Here is a 21,983-nt window from a genome sequence, read left to right as displayed (position 1 = left end):
AGACGACCTTTTGTTTGGGTTTTACAGCAATCCTTCTATCGGCAGGATGGAGAGGATTTTGGAGGTAACGCGTTTCCAGAATTTGGCTTCCGGCTCGGTGGAGTAGGTTTTTTGAGTGGTGGGGTCGTACCAATGCAGTTTGTTGTATTTGTCGAGGGTAACCTGATAGGCGTATTTGGGGGTGGTATTGACGAGGGTGCGCTGCATTTCGCCTGCGATTTTGGGGCTTTCGAGGACGACGCCCATTTCGGTGTTGAGTCTGGCGGAGCGCGGGTCGAGGTTGAATGAGCCGATGAACACGCGCTTTTCGTCCACGATGAAGGTCTTGGCGTGCAGGCTGGTGGCGGAGCTGCCGGTCAAGCCGCGGTCTTTGGTGGTGGGGACGGCGTGGTTGGGTTGCAGCTCGTAGAGTTTGACACCGGCTTTGAGCAGGGGTTTGCGGTATTTGACGTAGCCCGAATGGACGGCAGCGACATCGGTTGCTTGGAGCGAGTTGGTCAGGACGGTGACGTCCACGCCGTCTTTGACGAGTTGGTTAAGCGCGCGCACGCCTGATTTGGTGGGAACGAAATAGGGCGAAACGAGATAGACGCTTTTTTCGGGCGTTTTCAGGGCGTCCTGCATTCGGTCGAAAATGGGCGGTTTGTGGCGGTCGCGGTCCAGCCCTTTGGCAGGATCGTCGCTGATCAGGCGGGTGTGGACGCTTTGCCAGTCTATGCTGTTGCTCTGCATTTTTTTGTAGAGTTCGGAACTTTCGATGTTGCTGCGGTAACGGCTGAGGGTTTCGTTTTTGTCTTTGTCGTTGTAACCCAGCTCTTGGAAGCCTTTTTCGATATCGCCTTTTTTGATGATGCTGGCGGCAGTGTAGGAGGAATGGCTTGCCCAATAGCGGTCGAAATCTTGGGAAACTTCGGGCACGACGCGACCGGTGGCAAGAATGTCGAGGTCGGCGAAGATGGTGTCTTCGCCGACTTTGAAATATTCGTCGCCGATATTGCGCCCGCCGAGGATGGTGGCGCGGTTGTCGGCGGTAAAGGATTTGTTGTGCATCCGGCGGTTGAGGCGGGGGAAGTCGGTCAAATAGCCGAGCGCACGCCACTTGCGGCGGACGAAGGGGTTGAACAGGCGGATTTCGATATTGGGATGGCTGTCGAGGGCGAGCAGGACGTTGTCCAGCCCGTTGGTGTTGTTGTCGTCAAGCAGCAGTCGCACGCGCACGCCGCGTTCGGCGGCACGGTGGATAAGGTTGAACATGAGCTTGCCGGAGATGTCGTTGTGCCAGATGTAGTATTGGAGGTCTAGGGTGTGGTCGGCGGCTTCAATCAGGGCGGCGCGAGCGACGAAGGCTTCGTGTGCGTCGTTGAGCAGATAGACATTGGAAATATCGCCGCCGGTTTTGGCTGTGGCGGTGTTGAGCAGGGCATCCATGCGTGGGGCAGAACGGATGTCGAGGTAGTGGCTTTCAGGGCGCTCGTCCAGTGAGGGGAGACCGGTGCAACCTGTCAGAAAAACCGGAAGCATAAGGATGAGATGGATTTTTTTCATTCTTGAGGGCATTTCAGACGACCTTTTTCGCTGAAACGGTATTTTTATATTGGATTAACTTTAAACCAGTACGGCGTTACCTCGCCTTAGCTCAAAGAGAACGATTCTCTAAGGTGCTGAAGCACCAAGTGAATCGGTTCCGTACTATCTGTACTGTCTGCGGCTTCGTCGCCTTGTCCTGATTTTTGTTAATCCACTATATTTAGAAGGGTCGTCTGAAAAGAAGTTCGATGTTTATACGGTTCGCATTTTAACCTATTTTTTTGAAGTCGTTAGATTGCGTCCATCGGAAATGTGCAGGCGGCTGAATATGATGCTGGAGATGAGTGTAATCAAACCGATGGAAAGCAGGGTAAGGCGGAATGAGAGGTGGAGGTTGCCTGCGGTGAAGCTGCTTTGCGACCAGTTTTGCAGGATAAGCGCGCCTAGCGCAATGCCGAGGCTGATGGCGAGTTGTTGGTTGACCGCCATCAGGCTGTTGCCGCTGCCGGTTTGGTGCGCGCGCAGGTCAGCGATGGTCAGGGTGTTCATGGCGGAGAATTGGATGGAGTTGCAAGTGCCGATGAGGAGCAGCAGGACAATCCATATGCTTAAGGATGTGTCCGCGTCGGGTAGGGCAAGCAGCATAATCAGTATGGCGAGGAAGCGCGTGTTCCAAATCAACACGTTGCGGTAGCCGAAGCGCGACATCAGGGGCTTGATGAGCGGTTTGACAACAAGCGAGGCGAAAGCGACGGGCGCGACCAGCCAGCCGGATACGCTGGCGGCAAAGCTGAACGCGACTTGAAACAATAGCGGCAGCAAAAAAGGGATGGAACTGATGCCGAGCCGGCTGAACAGATTGCCTGTCAGACCCAGCCGGAAGGTGCGGACTTGGAACAAATCCACCGCATAAATCGGGTTGGCGGCGGTTTTCATGTGGTGGTAGTAGAGCAGAGCGAATGCCGTACCGCCGATGGCGAGCAAGAGCGAAAACCAAACCGCGCCGGAGTGGGACACCATTTCCACTGCCAACATCAAGAGACACGCCGCCGAAGCGAAAGTCAGGTAGCCGCTCAAGTCCAGAGCGGTATTTTCGCCTTTGACATCGGGCATAATCCGCCAGCCCAGCAAGACGCCGAGCAGCCCTATGGGCAAGTTTAGCAGGAAAATCCAATGCCAAGATGCGTATTCCACCAAATAGCCGCCGACCAAAGGACCGAATATCGGGCCGATCAGCGCGGGCATTACGGCATAATTGATGGCGTTTAAGAGTTGGGATTTGTCGTACACGCGCAAAATCGTCAGGCGCGGTACGGGCACCAACATCGACCCGCCTATGCCCTGAATCACCCGCGCCATCACCAGCATGGGCAGATTGGTTGCCGCTGCACACAATGCCGATCCGAGCATAAAAATGCCGACCGAGCCGAAAAATACGTTTTTAGTGCCGAACCTGTCCACTAAATAGCCGCTTAAAGGAATCAGCAGGGCGACGGTCAGCGTATAGGAAATCGCCGCCAGCTGCATATTGAGTGGCGATACTTGGAAATCTTTGGCGATTTCGGGCAGGGCGGTGTTCAGAATCGTCGCGTCCAGCATCTGCATAAAAATCGCAATCGCCAAAAGCAGGGGCAGCCAGCGGGACGGGCGGACGGGCGGCGTTTCCAAAACGTTTGATTCGGTTGTGTTCATAGGGATGAATTGTAACTGATTTGGCAGTAGGTCGTCTGAAAGGCGGCTTGCTCTTTCAGGCTTTGGGATGAGAACCGGATGGCTGTTGAGAGACTCGATCTTTTAGAGATTTGTTTGTTGGATTGGGAGTCAGGGAATGAGCTTGCGCCCATGTATAGTGGATTAACAAAAATCAGGACAAGGCGATGAAGCCGCAGGCAGTACAGATAGTACGGAACCGATTCACTTGGTGCTTCAGCACCTTAGAGAATCGTTCTCTTTGAGCTAAGGCGAGGCAACGCTGTACTGGTTTAAAGTTAATCCACTATATTTTGTCAAAAAGGTCGTCTGAAAACGGGCAATACCGGTTTTCAGACGACCTTTGCGTCTTTAAGCTGCCTCAATCATCAGGCGATTTCGAGCCACATCACTTGGTAGGGGCGCAGCACCAAATCCTGATTCAATGTCACGGTTTCGCCGCTGATGAGGTCTTTGGCGCGGGCGGGCATGGCTTGCAGGGTGTGTGCGCTGATGGTTTGAGGGTGTTCGCTGAAGTTGCCGAACGCCAAAAGCGCGTTGTTGCGGATGTAGCCGATGATGTGTTTGTTGTTGGTATTGAAGGTCACCAGACGGCCGCCGTTCAAACGCGGGTTGTTTTGGCGGATGTCTATCATGTGGCGCAGGCCTTGATAGATTTGTCCTGCCGCGGTTGACGGGTCGTGGCGTTGTTCGTACAACTCGGCGTTGTAACGCGGACGGTGCGCCCAGCGGCTGTCGTCGCTCTTATTGCTGTCGCTTGACCAGGCGTCGTCGTTGAGCGTGCCGACTTCGTCGCCGAGATAAATCAGCGGCAGACCGCCGGTACTCAGGGCGATGCTGTACAAGAGTTTGATGCGGTCAACGGCGTGGGGGTCGTGTTGCGCCAAACCGGCGAGAGCGGCGGCAGTACCGCTGACGCGGCAGTCGCCGGTGTTGGGGTTGTATTGGAAGGGGACGCCGCGCGCGAAGCTGCCGTCGAAATGGTTGACGAAGAAGCGGTTGAGGAATTGGCGGTGGTCGTAGCCGTGGATGCCGAATTGCGATGCGTCTTCGTCGGCAAACGTCCAGCCGATGTCGTCGTGGCTGCGCACATAGTTGACCCATGCGGTATGGTCGGGCAGGTTGTGGCGGTAGGAGAGGGCTTGGTGGAGCAGGTTGACTTCGCGGGTGGCGAGGGTGTTCCACAACAATGCCATTTGCAGCGGGTTGTAGCCGATTTGGCATTCGTCTTGTCCGATGTATTGGACGACTTGGTCGGGGTGGACGATGGCTTCGGATTTGAAGAACACGGCAGGTGCGGCGATGCGCATGACGGCGTTGAATGCGCGGATTAAGGCATGGGCTTGCGGCAGGTTTTCGCAATCCGTACCCATTTGTTTCCAAATAAAGGCGACGGCGTCCATGCGCAGGATGTCAACCCCCAGATTGGCGAGGAACATCATTTCGCCCGCCATGGCGCGGAACACCCAAGGATTGCTGTAATTCAAATCCCATTGGAAGGAATTGAACGTCGTCCATACCCAGCGTCCGTCTTCTAATTGGGAGAAGCCGCCCGGATGCTGGTCGGGGAAGATTTCGCGCAGGGTGCGATCGTATTGGTCGGGCATCCAGCGGTCGGGGAAAATATAGTAGAAATTGTCGTAAAGGGGATCGCCGGCGGCGCAGCCTTTTGCCCATTCGTGTTCGTTGGAAGTATGGTTGAAGATGAAATCGACGACGGCGGAAATGCCTGCTTCGTGCAGAGCGGCAATGACATCGCGCAAGTCGTCTATCGTACCCAAAGCCGGATTGACGTCGCGGTAGCTGCTGACCGCATAGCCGCCGTCGCTTTTGCCTTCGGGACATTTAAACAGGGGCATCATGTGCAGATAAGTCAGCCCAAGTTCTTGGAAATAAGGGATTTTGGCTTTCAAGCCTTTCAAATCGCCCGCAAACAAATCGACATAGCACACGCCGCCGACCTGTTTATTAGACAAAATCCAATCGGGATCGCTCTCGCGTGCGGCATCAACGGCTTTCAGAGACTTGTCGCGTTGGGAATAGCTTTGCCATGCTTGTGCAATCAGTTGTTCCAGCATGGGCAGGACGGCTTCGTTGTCGTTGTAAACGTTGTCCAGCTCGTGCATCAGCTTGGGAAAATGCTCGTTCAAACGCCTGTCAAACTGTTTCCAGTCTTCGGAAGCTTCGACGGTCGCACGCTGTTTGGGGGGATATTCTGCCAAGGCGCGCTCTTTGAGATGATGCAGGGTCAAATCGACCTGTTGGGTCTGGGTCAACATGATGTTTACTCCGAGTTGAGGTTGGATTTGTTTGGAAGCCTGATTCCTGCTGCCTGCGCTGCGGAAACTCATGCAGGCTTAAGGCAAAATCGAAAAGTCCATCATACTGTAAGAAGCTGTTTGTGCATAGTAGCCTGAAATACTTGGGAAAATAGGCTTTTAATCGGGATGGGGTCGTCTGAAAACGGTGTGGATTTTTTCGTATAAAGTCGGGTGTGTTGGTATGGTTGGCATTTAATATTATATTGGGTGGTTATTTCGTAGATAAATAGCTCTATTTGTGACTTTTAAACATTAATTCGCTGCCATGTTGGCTGTGTATTTATCCAATAAGCAATATTTGGATATTTGATAAGGATGTGAACGCATTTATTTTCTTGGGTAAAGCAAAGCGGGCATATTTTGAAGAAGATAATTTTGTTTGATGGAAGTCAAAGGTCTTTGATGGGGAAGTTTGGGCGTATTGGCTTGGAAGAATAGGGCGTTGCCCTGACTGAGTTTAAAGAGCGGAAACATCGAAACAAAAGGTCGTCTGAAAACGTGCAATACTCGTTTTCAGACGATCTTTCGAACTTTAAAACCTCAATGATTTACAGCGGCCATTTTAGCGCGGGATTGCTTTCGATGACGGCTTTGAACTGGTTTTGAATCCGCTCAATGGCTTCGTCGGAATCCGCTTCGAAGCGCAACACCAAAATCGGCGTGGTATTAGAGGCGCGCATCAGGCCGAAGCCGTCGGGGAATTCTACGCGCAAGCCGTCGATGGTGATGATTTCGGTCGCGCCTTCGAATTTGGCTTTGGCGGCGAGTTCGTCGATAACCTGATGGCCGTTGCTGCCTTCGGGCAGGTCGATGTTGAGTTCGGGTGTGGAAATGCTTTGCGGCAGGTTGTTCAATACTTCGGACGGATTGTCAAAGGAGGACAGGATTTCCAAGAGGCGTGCGCCGGCGTACAGACCGTCGTCGAAGCCGAACCAGCGTTCTTTGAAGAAGACGTGTCCGCTCATTTCGCCGGCAACCAGCGCGCCGGTTTTTTTCATGGCGGACTTGATGAAGCTGTGGCCGGTTTTTTCCATGACGGGTTCTCCGCCGTGTTCTTTAATCCATGGAGCCAGCAGGCGGGTGGATTTGACGTCGAAGATGACTTTCGCGCCGGGGTTGCGGCTCAAAACGTCTTGGGCAAACAGCATGAGCTGGCGGTCGGGATAGATGATGTTGCCGTCTTTGGTGACGACGCCCAAGCGGTCGGCATCGCCGTCAAAAGCCAAGCCAATTTCGGCGTCGCTGTTTTTCAGTGCGGCAATCAAATCTTGCAGGTTTTTCGGTTTGGAAGGGTCGGGATGGTGGTTGGGGAAATTGCCGTCCACTTCGCAGAAAAGTTCGGTCACTTCGTTGTCCAAACCTTTGTAGAGTTTGCCTGCGAATGCGCCGCCGACGCCGTTGCCCGCGTCGATGGCGATTTTCATGGGGCGTTTGAGTTTGACGTGGCCGACGATGTGGTTGTGGTATTCGCCGGAGATGTCTTTTTCGGTTACGCTGCCTTTTTTGTCGGAAGCGGTCAGTTTGTCGGCTTCGATCAGGGCGAGCAACTCTTGGATGGCTTCGCCTGCGAGGGTATCGCCGCCGAGCATCATTTTGAAGCCGTTGTAATCAGGCGGATTATGGCTACCGGTAATCATCACGCCGCTGCCGCCGCATTCGTTGATGGCGGCGAAATAAAGCATGGGGGTGGCGACCATGCCGACATTGAGGACGTCGATGCCGCTGTCGGTAAAGCCGCGTTGGATGTGTTCCATCAGTTCGGGACCGCTCAAGCGTCCGTCGCGTCCGAGTGCGATGCGGGTGATGCCTTTTTCGGCGGATCGGGTGGCGATGGCTTTGCCGATAAGGTAGGCGGCTTCGTTGGTCAGGGTTTTGCCGACAATGCCTCGGATGTCGTAGGCTTTGAAGATGTCGCGGGCAATATTTGCCATGATGGTTTCCTTTGTGATTGTGAATGGAAAACGGGCTTATTCTAACATAGGCAAAGGTCGTCTGAAGGCTTTCAGACGACCTTTGGGGGTTACATCAAATAACATTTACTGCGGTTTCAATCAGTTACCGAAAGTGTTGCATTGGTTGATGTCGCCGCTGTCCAAACCGCGTTTGAGCCATGCCATGCGCTGTTCGGACGAGCCGTGTGTAAAACTGTCGGGAACGACGTAGCCCTGCCCCTCTTTCTGCAGGCGGTCATCGCCGACGGATTCGGCAGCCAGCATGGCTTTGGTGATGTCCTCGGCTTTGAAGATATTATTGTTGACGGCGTAATGCCCCCAAATGCCCGCGTAGCAGTCCGCCTGTAATTCGAGTTTGACGGAAAGGGCGTTGGCTTCTTTTTTGCCGACCTGCTGCTGCATTCTGTGGACTTTGGGCAGGATGCCGAGCAGGTTTTGGACGTGGTGTCCGACTTCGTGTGCGATCACATAGGCAAACGCAGCATCGCTGGCGGAGTTGAGTTTGGTCTGCATATCTCTATAGAAGTCTAAGTCGAGATAGACTTTTTGGTCGCCCGGGCAGTAAAACGGGCCCATTGCCGATTGGCCCATGCCGCAGGCGGTTGATGTGCCGCCGTTGTATAACACCATGGTGGTCGGGGTGTAGGTTCGTCCGATTTGCTTGAAATAGCTGCCCCAAGCTTTTTCCGTATCGGCAAGGACGACGCGGGCAAGTTCGTTCAGTTCGGCTTCTTCTTGAGGCTTGAGCTGGGAAGTTTGGGTTGAACCCGTACCCATGGAAGGAGTGCCGACCAAGCCGCTCAAATCAACGCCGTAATAAGCACCGACCAAAACGACGATGATGCCGAGGATGCCGGGCGTTCTACCGCCGCCGCCTCCACCGCTGCTGCCGCGTCGGTCTTCTACGTTTTGACTCTGTTCGCGTCCTTTCCAATCCATCTTGTGTGTTCCTTGTTGTGAAGTGATATGGGGCTGATTATACCTTGAAGGGGCGGCGTGATGCCTGCCTATATTGAGAAAAGGTCGTCTGAAAACACCAAACGGAGTTTTCAGACGACCTTTGGGCAGATAAACCGTTGGGTATTTCAACCAACGACTAGGGCAGTCAGACTTTATGTCTGATTTCCCAACACTGATGGATTTTCTTGTTGCGGAAATCGTCGGGAACGGATTGTTTGGAAATGTCTTTGACGGCGTATTGTTCCAATACCGAGTCGTCCAAGACGAAGCTGCGCAAGTTGTTGGAGAAGTAAAAAAGGCCGTCTGAAGCGAGCAGGTTCATCGCGCCGTCAATCAGCTTTTTGTGGTCACGCTGGATGTCGAGGATGTCGAGCATCTTTTTGCTGTTGGAGAAGCTGGGCGGATCCATGACGATAAGGTCGAACTGTTTGCCTTCGGCGGCGGCATTTTGCAGGTATTGGAACACGTCGGCGCGGACGATTTTGTGTTGTTCGGGGCTGATGCCGTTGAGTTCGAAATTGCGTTTCGCCCAATCGAGATATGTGTTGGACAAATCGACGGTTTCGCTGGACGCTGCTCCGCCGGTGGCTGCATAGACGGTGAAGCTGCCGGTGTAGGAAAACAAGTTGAGGAAGCGTTTGCCCGTTGCGGTTTCGCCGACCTTTTTGCGCGTGTTACGGTGGTCGAGGAAGAGGCCGGTGTCGAGGTATTTGTCGAGGTTAACCCAAAACTTGCGGCCGTTTTCGGTAATGACGAAATCGTCGCCGGTTTTGCCGGTTTTCTCGTATTGCTGTAAGCCTTTTTGGCGTTCGCGGCGTTTGAGGTGGATTTGTTCGGGTGCAAAACCGGTAACGAAGGCGACGGCTTCCAATACTTCGGTAAGCCACGCTTCGTATTCTTCGGGCTGCATCAGCCAGCCGGTATCGTATTCCTGAAGGTGGATTTGGTCGCCGTAAACATCGACGGCAAAGGGGAATTGGGGGATGTCGCGGTCGTAAATGCGCCAGGCTTCGATGCCGTTGCGTTTCGCCCATTTCATGAGGTGTTTGATGTTTTTGCCCATGCGGTTGGCGAAGGGTGTGATGTCGTTCATGGTTTCAGACGGCCTGAATAAGTATTGGGAAGGGTTTGGATTTTAACGCACTTGATGCCTTTTTGCTTGACCGTTGTCCATAAAATCGATATTATCCGCCGTTCGCCTTTTTATACGAAGCCATCGTCTTCCAACCTAAACCGCCGTTTCGGGCGCGTTTCTTTTATTGCTTGCTGATTTGCCAAGCCTTTCTGTGCAGGTTGTCGTCGATGTTAACCACAAGCAAGATGCTTGCGACAACCCTGTAACTTCACATTTCCCGTATCGTTACTTTCCTTTGCTTCAGGTCGTCTGAAAACCGTTCAGGCGTGCGCGTTGTTGTCTCTTTAGGATAGCCATGTCTATTAAATTTGCCGATTTGAGCCTTGATAAAAACATCTTGTCCGCCGTGCGCAGCGAGGGTTACGAAAGCCCAACGCCGATTCAGGCGCAAGCCATTCCGTTTGCTTTGGAAGGCCGCGACATCATGGCTTCGGCGCAAACCGGCTCCGGCAAAACCGCCGCCTTCCTGCTGCCGACGTTGCAGCGGCTGACCAAACGCAGCGAAAAACCGGGCAAAGGCCCGCGCGCGTTGGTATTGACGCCGACCCGCGAATTGGCGGCGCAAGTTGAGAAAAACGCGTTGGCGTACGCCAAAAATATGCGTTGGTTCCGCACCGTCAGCATCGTCGGCGGCGCATCTTTCGGCTACCAAACCCGCGCCTTGAGCAAACCGGTTGACCTGATTGTCGCCACGCCGGGCCGTCTGATGGACTTGATGCAAAGCGGCAAAGTCGATTTCGCCCGCTTGGAAGTGCTGATTTTGGACGAAGCCGACCGTATGTTGGACATGGGCTTTATCGACGACATCGAAACCATCGTCGAAGCCACCCCGACCGACCGTCAGACTTTATTGTTCTCCGCCACTTGGGACGGCGCGGTCGGCAAACTCGCGCGCAAACTGACGAAAAATCCTGAAATCATCGAAGTCGAGCGCGTGGATGACCAAGGCAAAATCGAAGAGCAGCTGCTGTACTGCGACGATATGCGCCACAAAAACCGCCTGCTCGACCACATCCTGCGCGACGCCAACATCGACCAATGCGTGATTTTCACGTCCACCAAAGCCATGACCGAAGTCATCGCCGACGATTTGTACGAAAAAGGTTTCGCTGCCAACTGCCTGCATGGCGACATGCCGCAAGGCTGGCGCAACCGCACGCTGATGGATTTGCGCAAAGGCCGCTGCAAAATTTTGGTTGCCACCGACGTTGCCGCCCGCGGTATCGACGTGCCGACCATTACCCACGTCATCAACTACGACCTGCCGAAACAGGCGGAAGACTACGTTCACCGCATCGGCCGTACCGGACGGGCAGGGCGCACGGGTATTGCGATTACCTTCGCCGAAGTGAACGAATACGTCAAAGTGCACAAAATCGAAAAATACATCGGCCGTAAATTGCCCGAGCTGACCGTCGAAGGCATGGAACCGACCCGCAAGCGCAAATCCGCAGGCGGCAAGCCGAAAGGCAAAGGCGGATGGGGCGATAGAAAATCCGGCGGCTGGCGCGGCGATAAGAAACCGGGTAAAGAAGGCTTCGGCGGCAAATCGCGCGGCGAAGGTTTCAAAAAAGAAGGCTTTAAGAAAGGCGGCGAAGGCTTCAAAGGCAAACGTAAAGCCAACGATTCTTTCGGCTCGAAACCAAGCCGTCCAGCGAAAAGAGGCTGATGCTAAAGTCAAATCAATAGCGGATATAGTGGATTAAATTTAAATCAGGACAAGGCGAGGCAATGCCGTACTGGTTTAAAGTTAATCCACTATATGAAGAAACTTTGATACCGCGTTGCCTAACAAAAAGGTCGTCTGAAAATCGATTTCAGACGACCTTTTATTTTAAACGTTCAACTTAAGCAGCAAAGCGTTTGGCGACTTCGTCCCAGTTGACGATTTCCCAGAAACCTTTCAGGTAGTTGGGGCGGCTGTTGCGGTAGTCGATGTAGTAGGCGTGTTCCCATACGTCGCAGGTCAGCAGCGGAGTGTTTTCAGTGGTCAGCGGAGTTGCCGCGTTGGAAGTGGAAACCAAATCCAATTCGCCGGCAGGGGTTTTCACCAGCCATGCCCAACCGGAGCCAAAAGTACCTGCCGCGCAAGCGGAGAATGCTTCTTGGAATTTCTCGAAGCTGCCCCATTTGGCGTCGATGGCGGCGGCCAGTTCGCCGGAAGGTTTGCCTTGACCTTTGGGCGTGAAGCCCAGCCAGTAGAAGGTGTGGTTCCAAGTTTGGGCTGCGTTGTTGAACACGCCGCCTGAAGATTTTTTCACAATCTCTTCCAAAGGCAGGTTTTCAAATTCGGTACCTTTGATTTGATTGTTCAGATTGGTGATGTAGGTTTGATGGTGTTTGCCGTAGTGGAACTCCAAAGTCTCTTTGCTCAGATGTGGGGACAATGCGTCCAGTTCATAAGGCAGTTGTGGCAGCTTATGTTCCATTTTAGTGCTCCTAAATTATTTATATATGATTGTATTTTGGTAGTGTTCGTCGGATGGTGCGGGTGTTCGCCCGCATCAGGCAACGGTTGCCATTTTACCTGCTTTAGATTAAAGAAACTAGGGCAGGCCGATATTTCGAGTCTGTCGCAGGTTGAGAAAAATTTAGGGAAATCGAGTGTCGATACAGATATTTATCATGAATGAAGCAATGATTTCAGACGACCTTTTGCTATAATCCGTCCGTTTCACCACGCCCCTTTTGATATGAACACCCCAAAAGCCTTTGCCATCCTCGGCCCGACTGCCGGCGGGAAAACCGCCCTTGCCTTGAAAATCGCCGAAGCCCTGCCGGTTGAAATCATCAGCCTCGATTCCGCGCTGGTGTACCGCGATATGGACATTGGCACGGCAAAGCCGACCGCCGCCGAGCTTGATGCCGTGCCGCACCACCTTATCGACATCATCCCGCCGACGGAGTCTTACAGCGCGGCGGAGTTTGTCGGCGACTGCGTGCGGCTGGCGGAGGAAATCCGCGCGCGCGGCAGGCTGCCTTTGATTGTCGGAGGCACGATGATGTATTTCCACGCGCTGACCGAAGGCTTGAACGACCTGCCCGAAGCCGACGCCGCCGTGCGCGCCCGGTTGCAGGAAGAAAAACAACAATACGGCTTGGCGCATCTGTATCAAAGCCTGCAAACCATAGACCCTGAAACCGCAGGTCGTCTGAAACCGAACGATAGCCAACGTATCGAACGCGCTTTGGAAGTGTACCGCCTGACCGGCAAGCCCTTAAGCGCGCATTTTGCCGAAAAAGCCGACTACACCCCGCCGCTCGACCTTTGCACCACCGCCCTGATTCCCGAAAACCGCGCCTTGCTGCACGACAACATCGCCCGCCGTTTCACAAAAATGCTGGCGCAAGGCTTCATCGACGAAATGCGCGCCCTGCGCCAAAAATATCCCGAGCTGACCGCCGATATGCCCTCTATGCGCTGCGTCGGCTACCGGCAGGCATGGGATTACCTCGAAGGCTTGACCGATTACGACACCTTTGTCGAAAAAGGTATTGCCGCCACCCGCCAGCTTGCCAAGCGCCAACTCACTTGGCTGCGCAAAATCCCATTGGCGCACAGCATCGACCCCTACACTGACGGCAACCACGTTCAGACGACCTTAGCACTCGTGCGCCGCCATTTCCAAATTTAAAACGCTATGCCGACCCTGTTGACCACGCCGCCCGTCGCCCCGCAAACCTTAGCCGCCCTGCAAGCCCTCGGCATCCGCAGCGTAGAGGAGCTGCACGACACCGGTTCCGTCCAAGCCTTCCTACTGCTCAAAGCCGCCGGACTGACCGTTACCCGCAGCACGCTTTGGCAACTCGAAGCCCTGCTGCTCGGCATCAAACCGCGAGACCTGCTGCAAACGCAGAAAACCGCTTTGGAACAAGCCCTTAAAAACCATCCGCCCGTCGCCGTTTTCCCCACGTCGTCTGAAATGGAAACCTTCATGCGCGCTGCCTTGACGCAGGCAGAACAATCCGCCAGCATCGGCGAAATCCCCGTCGGCGCGGTCGTCGTCTCCAGCAACCAAATCATCGCCGCCGCCCACAACACCTGCGTCAGCGACCACGACATCAGCCGCCACGCCGAAATCCGCGCCCTTGCCGCCGCAGGTGCCGCCCTTCAGAACTACCGCCTCGACGGCTGCGACCTTTACATCACGCTCGAACCCTGCGCCATGTGCGCCTCCGCCATCATCCAAGCCCGCGTCCGCCGCGTCATCTACGGCGCGGCAGAACCCAAAACCGGCGCGGCAGGCAGCGTAGTCAATCTGTTTGCCAATCCGCTGCTGAACAAACACACGGCAATCAAAGGCGGCATCTTGGAAGACGAATGCAAAGCCGTTTTGCAGGCATTTTTTCAGACGAGGCGCAAACAGTATTAAGCGCAAAAAAGGTCGTCTGAAAGCTTAAATCCAAGATTTCAGACGACCTTTTGAGAGATTGCGAACTTTGTTTCATCCCGTTTTTCAGCAATTCTGATAAATATCCGGCGCGCCGTATTAAAATACGGTTTTCAGATGACCCCATCCATAAGGAACCCGCCATGCACACCGAAGCCGTTTTAACCGTATTGAAAAACCTGCAAAACCAAATCTGCGCCGCGCTTGAGCAAGAAGACGGCGGGGCGGTGTTCGCGCGTGAGGAATGGACGGGCAAATTGGGCGTGGGCGAAACCCGCGTGTTGAAAAACGGCGCGGTATTCGAGCAGGCGGGCGTGAATTTTTCGCATGTGAAAGGCAGCAAAATGCCCGCTTCGGCGACGGCGCACCGTCCTGAACTGGCGGGCGCGGCGTTTGAAGCGATGGGCGTGTCGCTGGTGATTCATCCGAAAAATCCGTATGTGCCGACCAGCCATGCGAACGTGCGCTTTTTTATCGCGTATCCGGAAGGCGGCAAGCCTGTGTGGTGGTTCGGCGGCGGCTTTGATTTGACGCCGTTTTATCCGTTTGAAGAAGATATTTTGCACTGGCACACGGTCGCGCGGGATGTATGCGCGCCGTTTGGGGAAGCGGTTTATCCCGAGTTCAAAAAATGGTGCGACGAGTATTTTTACTTGAAACACCGCGGCGAAACGCGCGGCGTGGGCGGTTTGTTCTTCGACGATTTGAACCGCTGGGATTTCGACACCTGCCTGAATTTCATCAAGGCGGTCGGCGAAGGCTATATCGGGGCGTATCTGCCGATTGTGGCGAAACGCAAAAACACGCCGTACGGCGAACGCGAGCGCGATTTCCAGCTTTACCGGCGCGGTCGTTATGTGGAATTTAATTTGGTTTGGGACAGGGGCACGCTGTTCGGCCTGCAAAGCGGCGGGCGCACGGAAAGCATTTTGATGTCCATGCCGCCTTTGGTACGCTTCGAGTACCAATACGCGCCGGAAGAAGGTTCGCCCGAAGCGCGGCTGAACGAGTTTCTCACTGCCCGCGACTGGCTCTCGGAGATGCGATAATGGCGGATAAACGCAAGCCCGACGCCCATCCTTCCGACAAATTCATCCTTGCCATGATTGTCATGGCGGTGTTCCTGTTTATCATCATCGGCGGCGGATTTATCGCCGTAGAATATTTCAAGGCGCATCCCGAAGTGTTTGAATTGAAGCCGCCTGCGAAATAGTTTAGGAAGAAAGACAAAAGGTCGTCTGAAACTTTTCAGACGACCTTTTTCAGCTTTAAAAACCCTTGTTTACAAAACAGCCAAAGCCGCGTCGTAATTAGGCTCGTTGGCAATTTCGGCAACCAGTTCGCTGTGCAGGACTTTGTCGTTTTCGTCCAAAACCACAACGGCGCGCGCAGTCAGTCCGCGCAACGGGCTGTCAGTCAGGGCGACGCCGTAATCGGCGGCAAAGCTGCTGCGGAACGTGGACAGGTTCACAACATTGTCCAAACCTTCCGCGCCGCAGAAGCGCGCTTGGGCAAACGGTAAATCGGCGGAGATGCACAACACGACCGCGTTGTCCAAAGAAGATGCGCGTTGGTTAAACGTACGCACGGATTGGGCGCATACGCCGGTATCGACACTTGGGAAAATGTTCAATACTTTACGTTTACCCGCAAAATCCGCCAAAGTTTTGTCGGACAGATCGCCAGCAGTCAGGCTGAATGCAGGCGCGGTTTGACCGACGGCGGGCAGGTCGCCGGAAGTGTGGACAGGGTTGTCGTGGAAGGTAATTTGAGCCATAAGGGTTTCCTTTTGGGGGTTGACTGGAAAATAAATAGAGCGAAATGAATCGGTTATCGGTATCGGGCGAGGGCTTGCAGATTGCGCATAGCAAAATGAGCCAACGCCGCGACAGCCGACAGTATAGCCGAAACCATTGTCTATTGGATTTTATAGTGGATTAACTTTAAACCAGTACGGCGTTGCCTCGCCTTAGCTCAAAGAGAACGATTCTCTAAGGTGCTGAAGCACCAAGTGAATCGGTTCCGTATATCTGTACTGTCTGCGGCTTCGTCGCCTTGTCCTGATTTAAATTTAATCCACTATAGTGAAACGTGTGATATCCGTTTTCAGCACGAGAAGTCTGCCTGTGGATACAGCCTATTTTGTTTCGGTGCAGATGTTCAATCGATGCTGCCGAATTTGCCGCTTTTGAAATCGCTGATAGCTTGGCGGATTTCTTCGGCGGTATTCATCACAAACGGGCCATAGCCGACGACGGGTTCGTCAATCGGGACGCCGGAGAGCAAAAGGATTTTGACTTCTTCGCTGCCGGCTTCTATATACACGTTGCCGCCGTTTTGTTCAAAGCCAACCAGCTCTCCTGCGCCCGCCTGCTCTTTGCCGTTTAGGATAACGTTGCCCCGTAGGACGACCATAGACAGATTGTGGGTTTCGGGTATTTCCAATACGGTTTTTTTACCGGCATTCAAAATGATGTCCCAGACATTCATTTCGGTGAAGGTGTCGGCTGCGCCTTTTACGCCTTTATATTCTCCTGCAATCAGCCGCAGGTAGCCCGCCTCGTCAGGGAACTCGACGACGGGGATACCGGCTTTGGCGAGATGCTGATAGCGCGGCGGCGTGTTTTTGTCTTTGGCGGGCAGGTTGACCCAAAGTTGGACCATTTCAAACAGTCCGCCTTTTTTGCTGAAGTTTTCGGAGTGGAATTCTTCATGGATGATGCCAGAGCCTGCGGTCATCCATTGCACGTCGCCTTCGTGAATGATGCCGCCCCCGCCGCTGGAGTCGCGGTGTGCCACTTCGCCGTGGTAGGCGATGGTAACGGTTTCAAAGCCTTTGTGCGGGTGTTGCCCGACACCGCGCGGGCTGAGGGCTTCATTGGCGGAGAATTCATAGGGTGCGGCGTAGTCAAGCATCAGGAAAGGGTTGGTGCCGCGGTCATCGCCCATGTGGGAGAACAGGGGTTGGACGAGGAATCCGTCGCCGACCCAGTGTTGGCTGTTTGCACGGTAGATTTGTTTGACGTTGCGCATGATGAGGTTCCTTCTTGTGGGGTCGTCTTAAACCTTTTCAGACGACCTTTGTGTAATGAAATCAATAATGTCGTGGTTTCCATACTTTGTTGCATGTATTATATGGGGTACAAACTTATTAACAAGTACGCACAATTTTTATACTGTCATTCGGAGGTCAATAATGGCGGAAACAGAACCGACACACGGCGCCTGCTGTCCGGTCGTTAATACTTTGGATATTATCGGTGGGAAATGGAAGGTATTGATTTTATATTATTTACACGGGGAAACCCGACGATTCAACGAATTGCAGCGTCTGCTGGCGGGTGTTACCCAGCGGATGTTGACGTTGCAGCTGCGCGAATTGGAGAACGACGGTATTGTCCATCGCGAAGTGTATCCGCAGGTTCCGCCGAAGGTGGAGTATTCGTTGACGGCGTTCGGGCAGACATTAATGCCCGTTATCGAGGCGATGCACCGTTGGGGCGAGCAATATGCCGCAGAATGTGTGAAACACAAAAAACCGCCGCAAGCGTAGGCATTTTTCAGACGACCTTGTAACAAGGGACTTGAAATGAAAAGTGATGCAGGCATATATTCGCCATGGGCTTTGCTTTATAATGATGACAGTCAAACATAACGACATAAGCATTTGGAATCAATAATGAAAAAAATTGTAATGGCACTTATCGCCACCATTTTGTCAGCGGGCGCGAATGCAGCGGATACTTATGGTTATCTCGCCATGTGGCAGAATCCGCATGACGGCAATGATGCGCTGCTGATTAAAACGACAAAAGAAAATATGTCGCAAATCGAGGCAAATGCGGAGCTGGAGGCGTTTTGCCGCGGGCAGGACACGCTTTCCGGCGTGCAAAACGGCGAGGCGACAGGCTGTAAATCCGTTGTTCCACTTCATAACACCTGCATCGCCGTCGCATACCCGAAATCGGAAGGCGGGCTGACGACGAACAATGCGGTTGTGATTACTTCGCCGCGCTTTAAGAGCGTGCATCAGGTTGCGCTGAATCAGTGCATCAAAAAATACGGTTCGCAAGGTCAATGCGGCTTGGAAACGGTGTACTGTACTTCGAGCGCGTATTACGGCGGTACGGTCAAAACGTTGTTGAACCGATTGAAGTCGCAATAAATAGCGTAAAAAGGTCGTCTGAAAACCGCATAATGGCTTTCAGACGACCTTTCAATTGATATTCTATAAACGGGTAAGGAAAAATGTGATGATTGATTATATAAAAATGTATGAAAACATGAGTGTTTCTAAGGAAGTAAGCAGTCTGAACTTTCCGCTTAATTTCCATTTCAAACTTTTATCCATTGCCAATGATTTTTTTGTCAGAGACGAAGCGGGGAACGAAATCGCTTATACGCGGCAGAAAATGTTTAAGCTCAAAGAGTCGATTCAGGTTTTCCCCAATCGCGATCAGAATACGCCTGTGTTTACGATTCAGGCGGACAGGGTTATTGATTTTGGTGCGACCTATGTCATTCAGAATGCTGCCGGTACGGTTTTGGGGAAAGTGGTACATGAAGGGGTCAAGTCGCTTTGGCGCACGAGCTATCAGGTGACGGATGCTGAAGGTCAACTGCTCTTCCATATCCGCGAAAAAAATCCTTGGGTGGCTGTTTTGGATAAAATGGTAGGAGAGGTTCCGTATTTGGGTTGGCTGACAGGTCTTGTCTTCAATCCGACTTATTTGATTACCCGACCCGATGATACGGTGGTGTACCGTTTGAAGAAATTGAGGGCGTTGTGGGAGGGTAAATTCAGTTTGCACAAAGAAACCCAAGCGGCTTCGAGCGACGATATCCTGATATTAAACGCCGTCATGTTGTTTCTATTGATGGAAAAAAATAAAGGGTAGGGCGCGCGGTCGGCATATCGCATCCATTCACATTCAAACATTTTCATTTCTAGGACGCGCTGATAAAATAGCTCGTCTGAAAAGTATAGAAGAATCAAAACAATGAGTATTGCCAATAATAAAAAAGCCTTTCACGACTTCTTTATCGAAGATCAGCTCGAAGCCGGTTTGGTATTGGAAGGTTGGGAAGTCAAAGCTATTCGCGCCGCGAGGGTGCAGTTGAAAGAAAGCTATATCTACTGGAAAAAAGACGCTTTTTATCTGGTCGGCTGCCATATTACCGCGCTGCCGACTGCCTCGACACACGTCAAACCCGACCCCGTCCGTCCGCGCAAGCTTTTGCTCAAGCAATCCGAAATCAACAAGCTCATCGGTAAAACCGAGCGCGCGGGTTATACCATCGTCCCGTTGAACCTGCACTTCACGCGCGGCAAAATCAAAATGGAAATCGGCTTGGCGAAGGGTAAAAAACAACACGACAAACGCCAAAGCCTGAAAGAAGCCGACTGGAAACGCGAAAAACAACGTTTGATGAAAAATGTACGCTGAGGCTGATAGCAGCTTGAATTGACCGTATGACGCCGATGTTGCCGCAAACATGTATAGTGGATTAACTTTAAATCAGGACAAGGCGACGAAGCCGCAGACAGTACAGATAGTACGGAACCGATTCACTTGGTGCTTCAGCACCTTAGAGAATCGTTCTCTTTGAGCTAAGGCGAGGCAACGCCGTACTGGTTTAAAGTTAATCCACTATACCCGCCGTTTACACATCAAGCCCTATGTTTGCAAAAACATACCCAAGATTGCTTTCTTCAGGCTTTTCAGATGACCCCTGCGACCCAATAATCAGGGTCGTCTGAAATTTTACGGAGTAACGCCATGTCTCGCTCTTCGCTTTTCCTGCCGCTGTTTTTGATTATCTTCGGTGCCGTTTGGTTTTTGAAAACGACGGACATCCTGCCCGCAACTTCGACCATCGTATCCGCCGGTATGGTGCTCGCGGGGATTGCGGTTTTGGTGATGGACGGCGTCAACAAGCAGTCTATCGTTTCCGGCCCGCTGCTGGTGTATATCGGCGCGGCGGTGTATCTGCACAATCAATATTGGCTCGGCTATTCGCCGCTGGTTGCTTTGGGAATGATGGTGCTGGGCTGCCTGCTGCTGCTTTCGCGCAGCGATATGGTGCCTTATAAGCAGCATAAACAGCAGGATAACTAAGCCCCTCTCCCTGCAAAGGTCGTCTGAAAATGGTATAATCCGCCGTTTTCAGACGACCTTTTTTGTTATCGGAATCCCGTTTTGAAACAGTCAGACCGTTCCCTATCACTCTGCAAAGTTCCCGCCATGACCCAAGACAAAATCCTCATTCTCGACTTCGGTTCGCAAGTTACCCAGCTTATCGCCCGCCGCGTGCGCGAAGCCCATGTCTACTGCGAGTTGCATTCCTTCGACATGCCTTTGGACGAAATCAAAGCCTTCAATCCGAAAGGCATCATCCTCTCAGGCGGCCCCAATTCCGTTTACGAATCCGACTATCAAGCCGATACCGGCATCTTCGATTTGGGCATTCCGGTTTTGGGCATCTGCTACGGAATGCAGTTTATGGCGCACCACTTGGGCGGCGAAGTGCAGCCCGGCAACCAGCGCGAATTCGGTTATGCGCAAGTCAAAACCATCGACAGCGAATTGACCCGCGATATTTACGACGACGCGCCTAATACGCTGGACGTATGGATGAGCCACGGCGATAAAGTGTCCAAACTGCCCAACGGCTTTGCCGTTATCGGCGATACCCCGTCATGCCCGATTGCCATGATGGAAAACGTTGAAAAACAATTCTACGGCATCCAATTCCACCCCGAAGTGACCCATACCAAACAAGGCCGCGCCCTGTTGAACCGCTTTGTCCTGGACATCTGTGGCGCGCAACCGAGCTGGACAATGCCGAACTACATCGAAGAAGCCGTTGCCAAAATCCGCGAACAGGTCGGCAGCGACGAAGTGATTTTGGGTCTGTCAGGCGGCGTGGACTCTTCCGTAGCCGCCGCGCTGATTCACCGCGCCATCGGCGACCAACTGACTTGCGTGTTCGTCGATCACGGCCTCTTGCGCCTGAACGAAGGCAAAATGGTGATGGATATGTTCGCCCGCAACTTGGGTGTGAAAGTGATTCACGTCGATGCCGAAGAGCAATTCATGGCGAAACTCGCCGGCGTTACCGATCCTGAGAAAAAACGCAAAATCATCGGCGCAGAATTCATCGAAGTATTTGATGCCGAAGAGAAAAAACTGACCAATGCCAAATGGCTGGCGCAAGGCACGATTTACCCCGACGTAATCGAATCCGCAGGCGCGAAAACCAAAAAAGCCCACGCCATCAAATCGCACCACAACGTCGGCGGCCTGCCTGAAAACATGAAGCTCAAGCTGCTCGAACCGCTGCGCGACTTGTTCAAAGACGAAGTGCGCGAACTGGGCGTTGCTTTGGGCTTGCCGCGCGAAATGGTGTACCGCCATCCGTTCCCCGGTCCTGGTTTGGGTGTGCGTATCTTGGGCGAAGTGAAAAAAGAATACGCCGATTTGCTGCGTCAAGCGGACGACATTTTCATCCAAGAATTGCGCAACACCACCGACGAAAACGGCACATCTTGGTACGACCTGACCAGCCAAGCCTTTGCCGTGTTCCTGCCCGTCAAATCCGTCGGCGTAATGGGTGACGGACGTACTTACGACTACGTCGTCGCACTGCGCGCAGTCATCACCAGCGACTTCATGACCGCACACTGGGCAGAACTGCCATACTCACTGCTCGGCCGCGTCTCCAACCGCATCATCAACGAAGTCAAAGGCATCAACCGTGTGGTTTACGACGTAAGCGGCAAACCGCCCGCCACGATTGAGTGGGAATAAAAGTAAAGATATAAACGCATAAAAAGGTCGTCTGAAATGGTTTCAGACGACTGAACTGCACCCCAAAAGTTGGGCATCCCCCCTCCAACTCACAAGGTGCGGTTTTTTTATGACCAAATATACATTACACTTCAAATACCAAGCCGTACTCCACTACCTGCACATACGCAGCCAAC

General features: G+C 52.9%; 20 protein-coding genes. 11 read left to right on the top strand and 9 right to left on the bottom strand.

The window, feature by feature from the left end; genetic code table 11:
- Positions 1 to 21 precede the first annotated feature (21 nt).
- The 6 genes from AAG834_RS03345 to AAG834_RS03320 all read right to left on the bottom strand — a co-directional run bounded on the left by AAG834_RS03345 (position 22) and on the right by AAG834_RS03320 (position 9,563).
- The gene (locus tag AAG834_RS03345) at positions 22 to 1,545 is read right to left on the bottom strand and encodes a phospholipase D family protein (RefSeq protein WP_342031256.1); all 1,524 of its coding nucleotides are present in this window, start codon (positions 1,543 to 1,545) and stop codon (positions 22 to 24) included.
- 255 nt (positions 1,546 to 1,800) lie between these two features.
- On the bottom strand, positions 1,801 to 3,219 hold the full coding sequence (locus AAG834_RS03340) for an MFS transporter (protein WP_342031255.1): 1,419 nt from the start codon (positions 3,217 to 3,219) through the stop codon (positions 1,801 to 1,803).
- A gap of 386 nt (positions 3,220 to 3,605) precedes the next feature.
- Positions 3,606 to 5,516, bottom strand: coding sequence for an amylosucrase (locus AAG834_RS03335; protein WP_342031254.1), 1,911 nt, complete (start codon positions 5,514 to 5,516; stop codon positions 3,606 to 3,608).
- 590 nt (positions 5,517 to 6,106) lie between these two features.
- Positions 6,107 to 7,489: a phosphomannomutase/phosphoglucomutase gene (locus AAG834_RS03330; RefSeq protein ID WP_342031253.1), complete on the bottom strand. Its 1,383-nt coding sequence runs from the start codon at positions 7,487 to 7,489 to the stop codon at positions 6,107 to 6,109.
- 120 nt (positions 7,490 to 7,609) lie between these two features.
- A complete protein-coding gene (gene ypfJ / locus AAG834_RS03325) occupies positions 7,610 to 8,449 on the bottom strand; it encodes a KPN_02809 family neutral zinc metallopeptidase (RefSeq protein WP_342031252.1) in 840 nt (279 codons plus the stop codon).
- A 166-nt stretch (positions 8,450 to 8,615) separates the two neighbouring features.
- A complete protein-coding gene (locus tag AAG834_RS03320) occupies positions 8,616 to 9,563 on the bottom strand; it encodes a class I SAM-dependent methyltransferase (protein WP_342031251.1) in 948 nt (315 codons plus the stop codon).
- A 337-nt stretch (positions 9,564 to 9,900) separates the two neighbouring features.
- On the opposite strand from AAG834_RS03320, the gene AAG834_RS03315 reads away from it, so the two are divergent.
- Positions 9,901 to 11,274 (top strand): DEAD/DEAH box helicase, encoded by a 1,374-nt coding sequence (locus AAG834_RS03315; RefSeq protein ID WP_342031250.1) that lies wholly within the window; start codon positions 9,901 to 9,903, stop codon positions 11,272 to 11,274.
- A gap of 178 nt (positions 11,275 to 11,452) precedes the next feature.
- Here the strand turns inward: AAG834_RS03315 and AAG834_RS03310 are convergent, their stop codons facing one another.
- A complete protein-coding gene (locus AAG834_RS03310) occupies positions 11,453 to 12,034 on the bottom strand; it encodes a superoxide dismutase (RefSeq protein ID WP_003777725.1) in 582 nt (193 codons plus the stop codon).
- A gap of 264 nt (positions 12,035 to 12,298) precedes the next feature.
- Between AAG834_RS03310 and miaA the strand changes: the two genes are divergently transcribed.
- The 4 genes from miaA (at position 12,299) to AAG834_RS03290 (ending at position 15,209) form a co-directional block, all read left to right on the top strand.
- On the top strand, positions 12,299 to 13,240 hold the full coding sequence (miaA, locus tag AAG834_RS03305) for a tRNA (adenosine(37)-N6)-dimethylallyltransferase MiaA (protein WP_342031249.1): 942 nt from the start codon (positions 12,299 to 12,301) through the stop codon (positions 13,238 to 13,240).
- Positions 13,241 to 13,255: 15 nt separating this feature from the next.
- Complete coding sequence (gene tadA / locus AAG834_RS03300; protein WP_342031307.1) at positions 13,256 to 13,978, top strand: tRNA adenosine(34) deaminase TadA; 723 nt, start codon at positions 13,256 to 13,258, stop codon at positions 13,976 to 13,978.
- Between the two features lie 161 nt (positions 13,979 to 14,139).
- A complete protein-coding gene (gene hemF / locus AAG834_RS03295; RefSeq protein ID WP_342031248.1) occupies positions 14,140 to 15,045 on the top strand; it encodes an oxygen-dependent coproporphyrinogen oxidase in 906 nt (301 codons plus the stop codon).
- Positions 15,045 to 15,209, top strand: coding sequence for a hypothetical protein (locus AAG834_RS03290; protein WP_019270923.1), 165 nt, complete (start codon positions 15,045 to 15,047; stop codon positions 15,207 to 15,209). The genes hemF and AAG834_RS03290 overlap by 1 nt, the downstream gene beginning before the upstream one ends.
- A gap of 69 nt (positions 15,210 to 15,278) precedes the next feature.
- On the opposite strand, the gene tpx is transcribed toward AAG834_RS03290, so the two are convergent.
- Both tpx and AAG834_RS03275 read right to left on the bottom strand, forming a co-directional pair.
- Positions 15,279 to 15,773 carry a thiol peroxidase gene (tpx, locus tag AAG834_RS03285; RefSeq protein ID WP_308025864.1) on the bottom strand — a complete coding sequence of 165 codons (495 nt, stop codon included), beginning with the start codon at positions 15,771 to 15,773 and terminating at the stop codon, positions 15,279 to 15,281.
- Between the two features lie 383 nt (positions 15,774 to 16,156).
- Positions 16,157 to 17,029: a pirin family protein gene (locus tag AAG834_RS03275; protein WP_342031247.1), complete on the bottom strand. Its 873-nt coding sequence runs from the start codon at positions 17,027 to 17,029 to the stop codon at positions 16,157 to 16,159.
- 163 nt (positions 17,030 to 17,192) lie between these two features.
- On the opposite strand from AAG834_RS03275, the gene AAG834_RS03270 reads away from it, so the two are divergent.
- The 6 genes from AAG834_RS03270 (at position 17,193) to guaA (ending at position 21,807) form a co-directional block, all read left to right on the top strand.
- Positions 17,193 to 17,549, top strand: coding sequence for a winged helix-turn-helix transcriptional regulator (locus tag AAG834_RS03270; RefSeq protein WP_342031246.1), 357 nt, complete (start codon positions 17,193 to 17,195; stop codon positions 17,547 to 17,549).
- A gap of 126 nt (positions 17,550 to 17,675) precedes the next feature.
- Complete coding sequence (locus AAG834_RS03265) at positions 17,676 to 18,161, top strand: DUF4189 domain-containing protein (RefSeq protein ID WP_342031245.1); 486 nt, start codon at positions 17,676 to 17,678, stop codon at positions 18,159 to 18,161.
- Positions 18,162 to 18,249: 88 nt separating this feature from the next.
- A complete protein-coding gene (locus AAG834_RS03260; RefSeq protein WP_342031244.1) occupies positions 18,250 to 18,894 on the top strand; it encodes a hypothetical protein in 645 nt (214 codons plus the stop codon).
- Between the two features lie 93 nt (positions 18,895 to 18,987).
- On the top strand, positions 18,988 to 19,443 hold the full coding sequence (gene smpB, locus AAG834_RS03255; RefSeq protein ID WP_283118487.1) for an SsrA-binding protein SmpB: 456 nt from the start codon (positions 18,988 to 18,990) through the stop codon (positions 19,441 to 19,443).
- Between the two features lie 333 nt (positions 19,444 to 19,776).
- The gene (locus AAG834_RS03250; protein ID WP_003760104.1) at positions 19,777 to 20,115 is read left to right on the top strand and encodes a hypothetical protein; all 339 of its coding nucleotides are present in this window, start codon (positions 19,777 to 19,779) and stop codon (positions 20,113 to 20,115) included.
- 126 nt (positions 20,116 to 20,241) lie between these two features.
- Complete coding sequence (gene guaA / locus AAG834_RS03245) at positions 20,242 to 21,807, top strand: glutamine-hydrolyzing GMP synthase (RefSeq protein WP_003740869.1); 1,566 nt, start codon at positions 20,242 to 20,244, stop codon at positions 21,805 to 21,807.
- The last annotated feature ends 176 nt before the right edge of the window (positions 21,808 to 21,983 follow it).

This window comes from Neisseria sp. Marseille-Q2251 (assembly GCF_940793045.1).
GTDB lineage: Bacteria > Pseudomonadota > Gammaproteobacteria > Burkholderiales > Neisseriaceae > Neisseria.
This window is presented reverse-complemented; position numbering and strand designations above follow the sequence as displayed.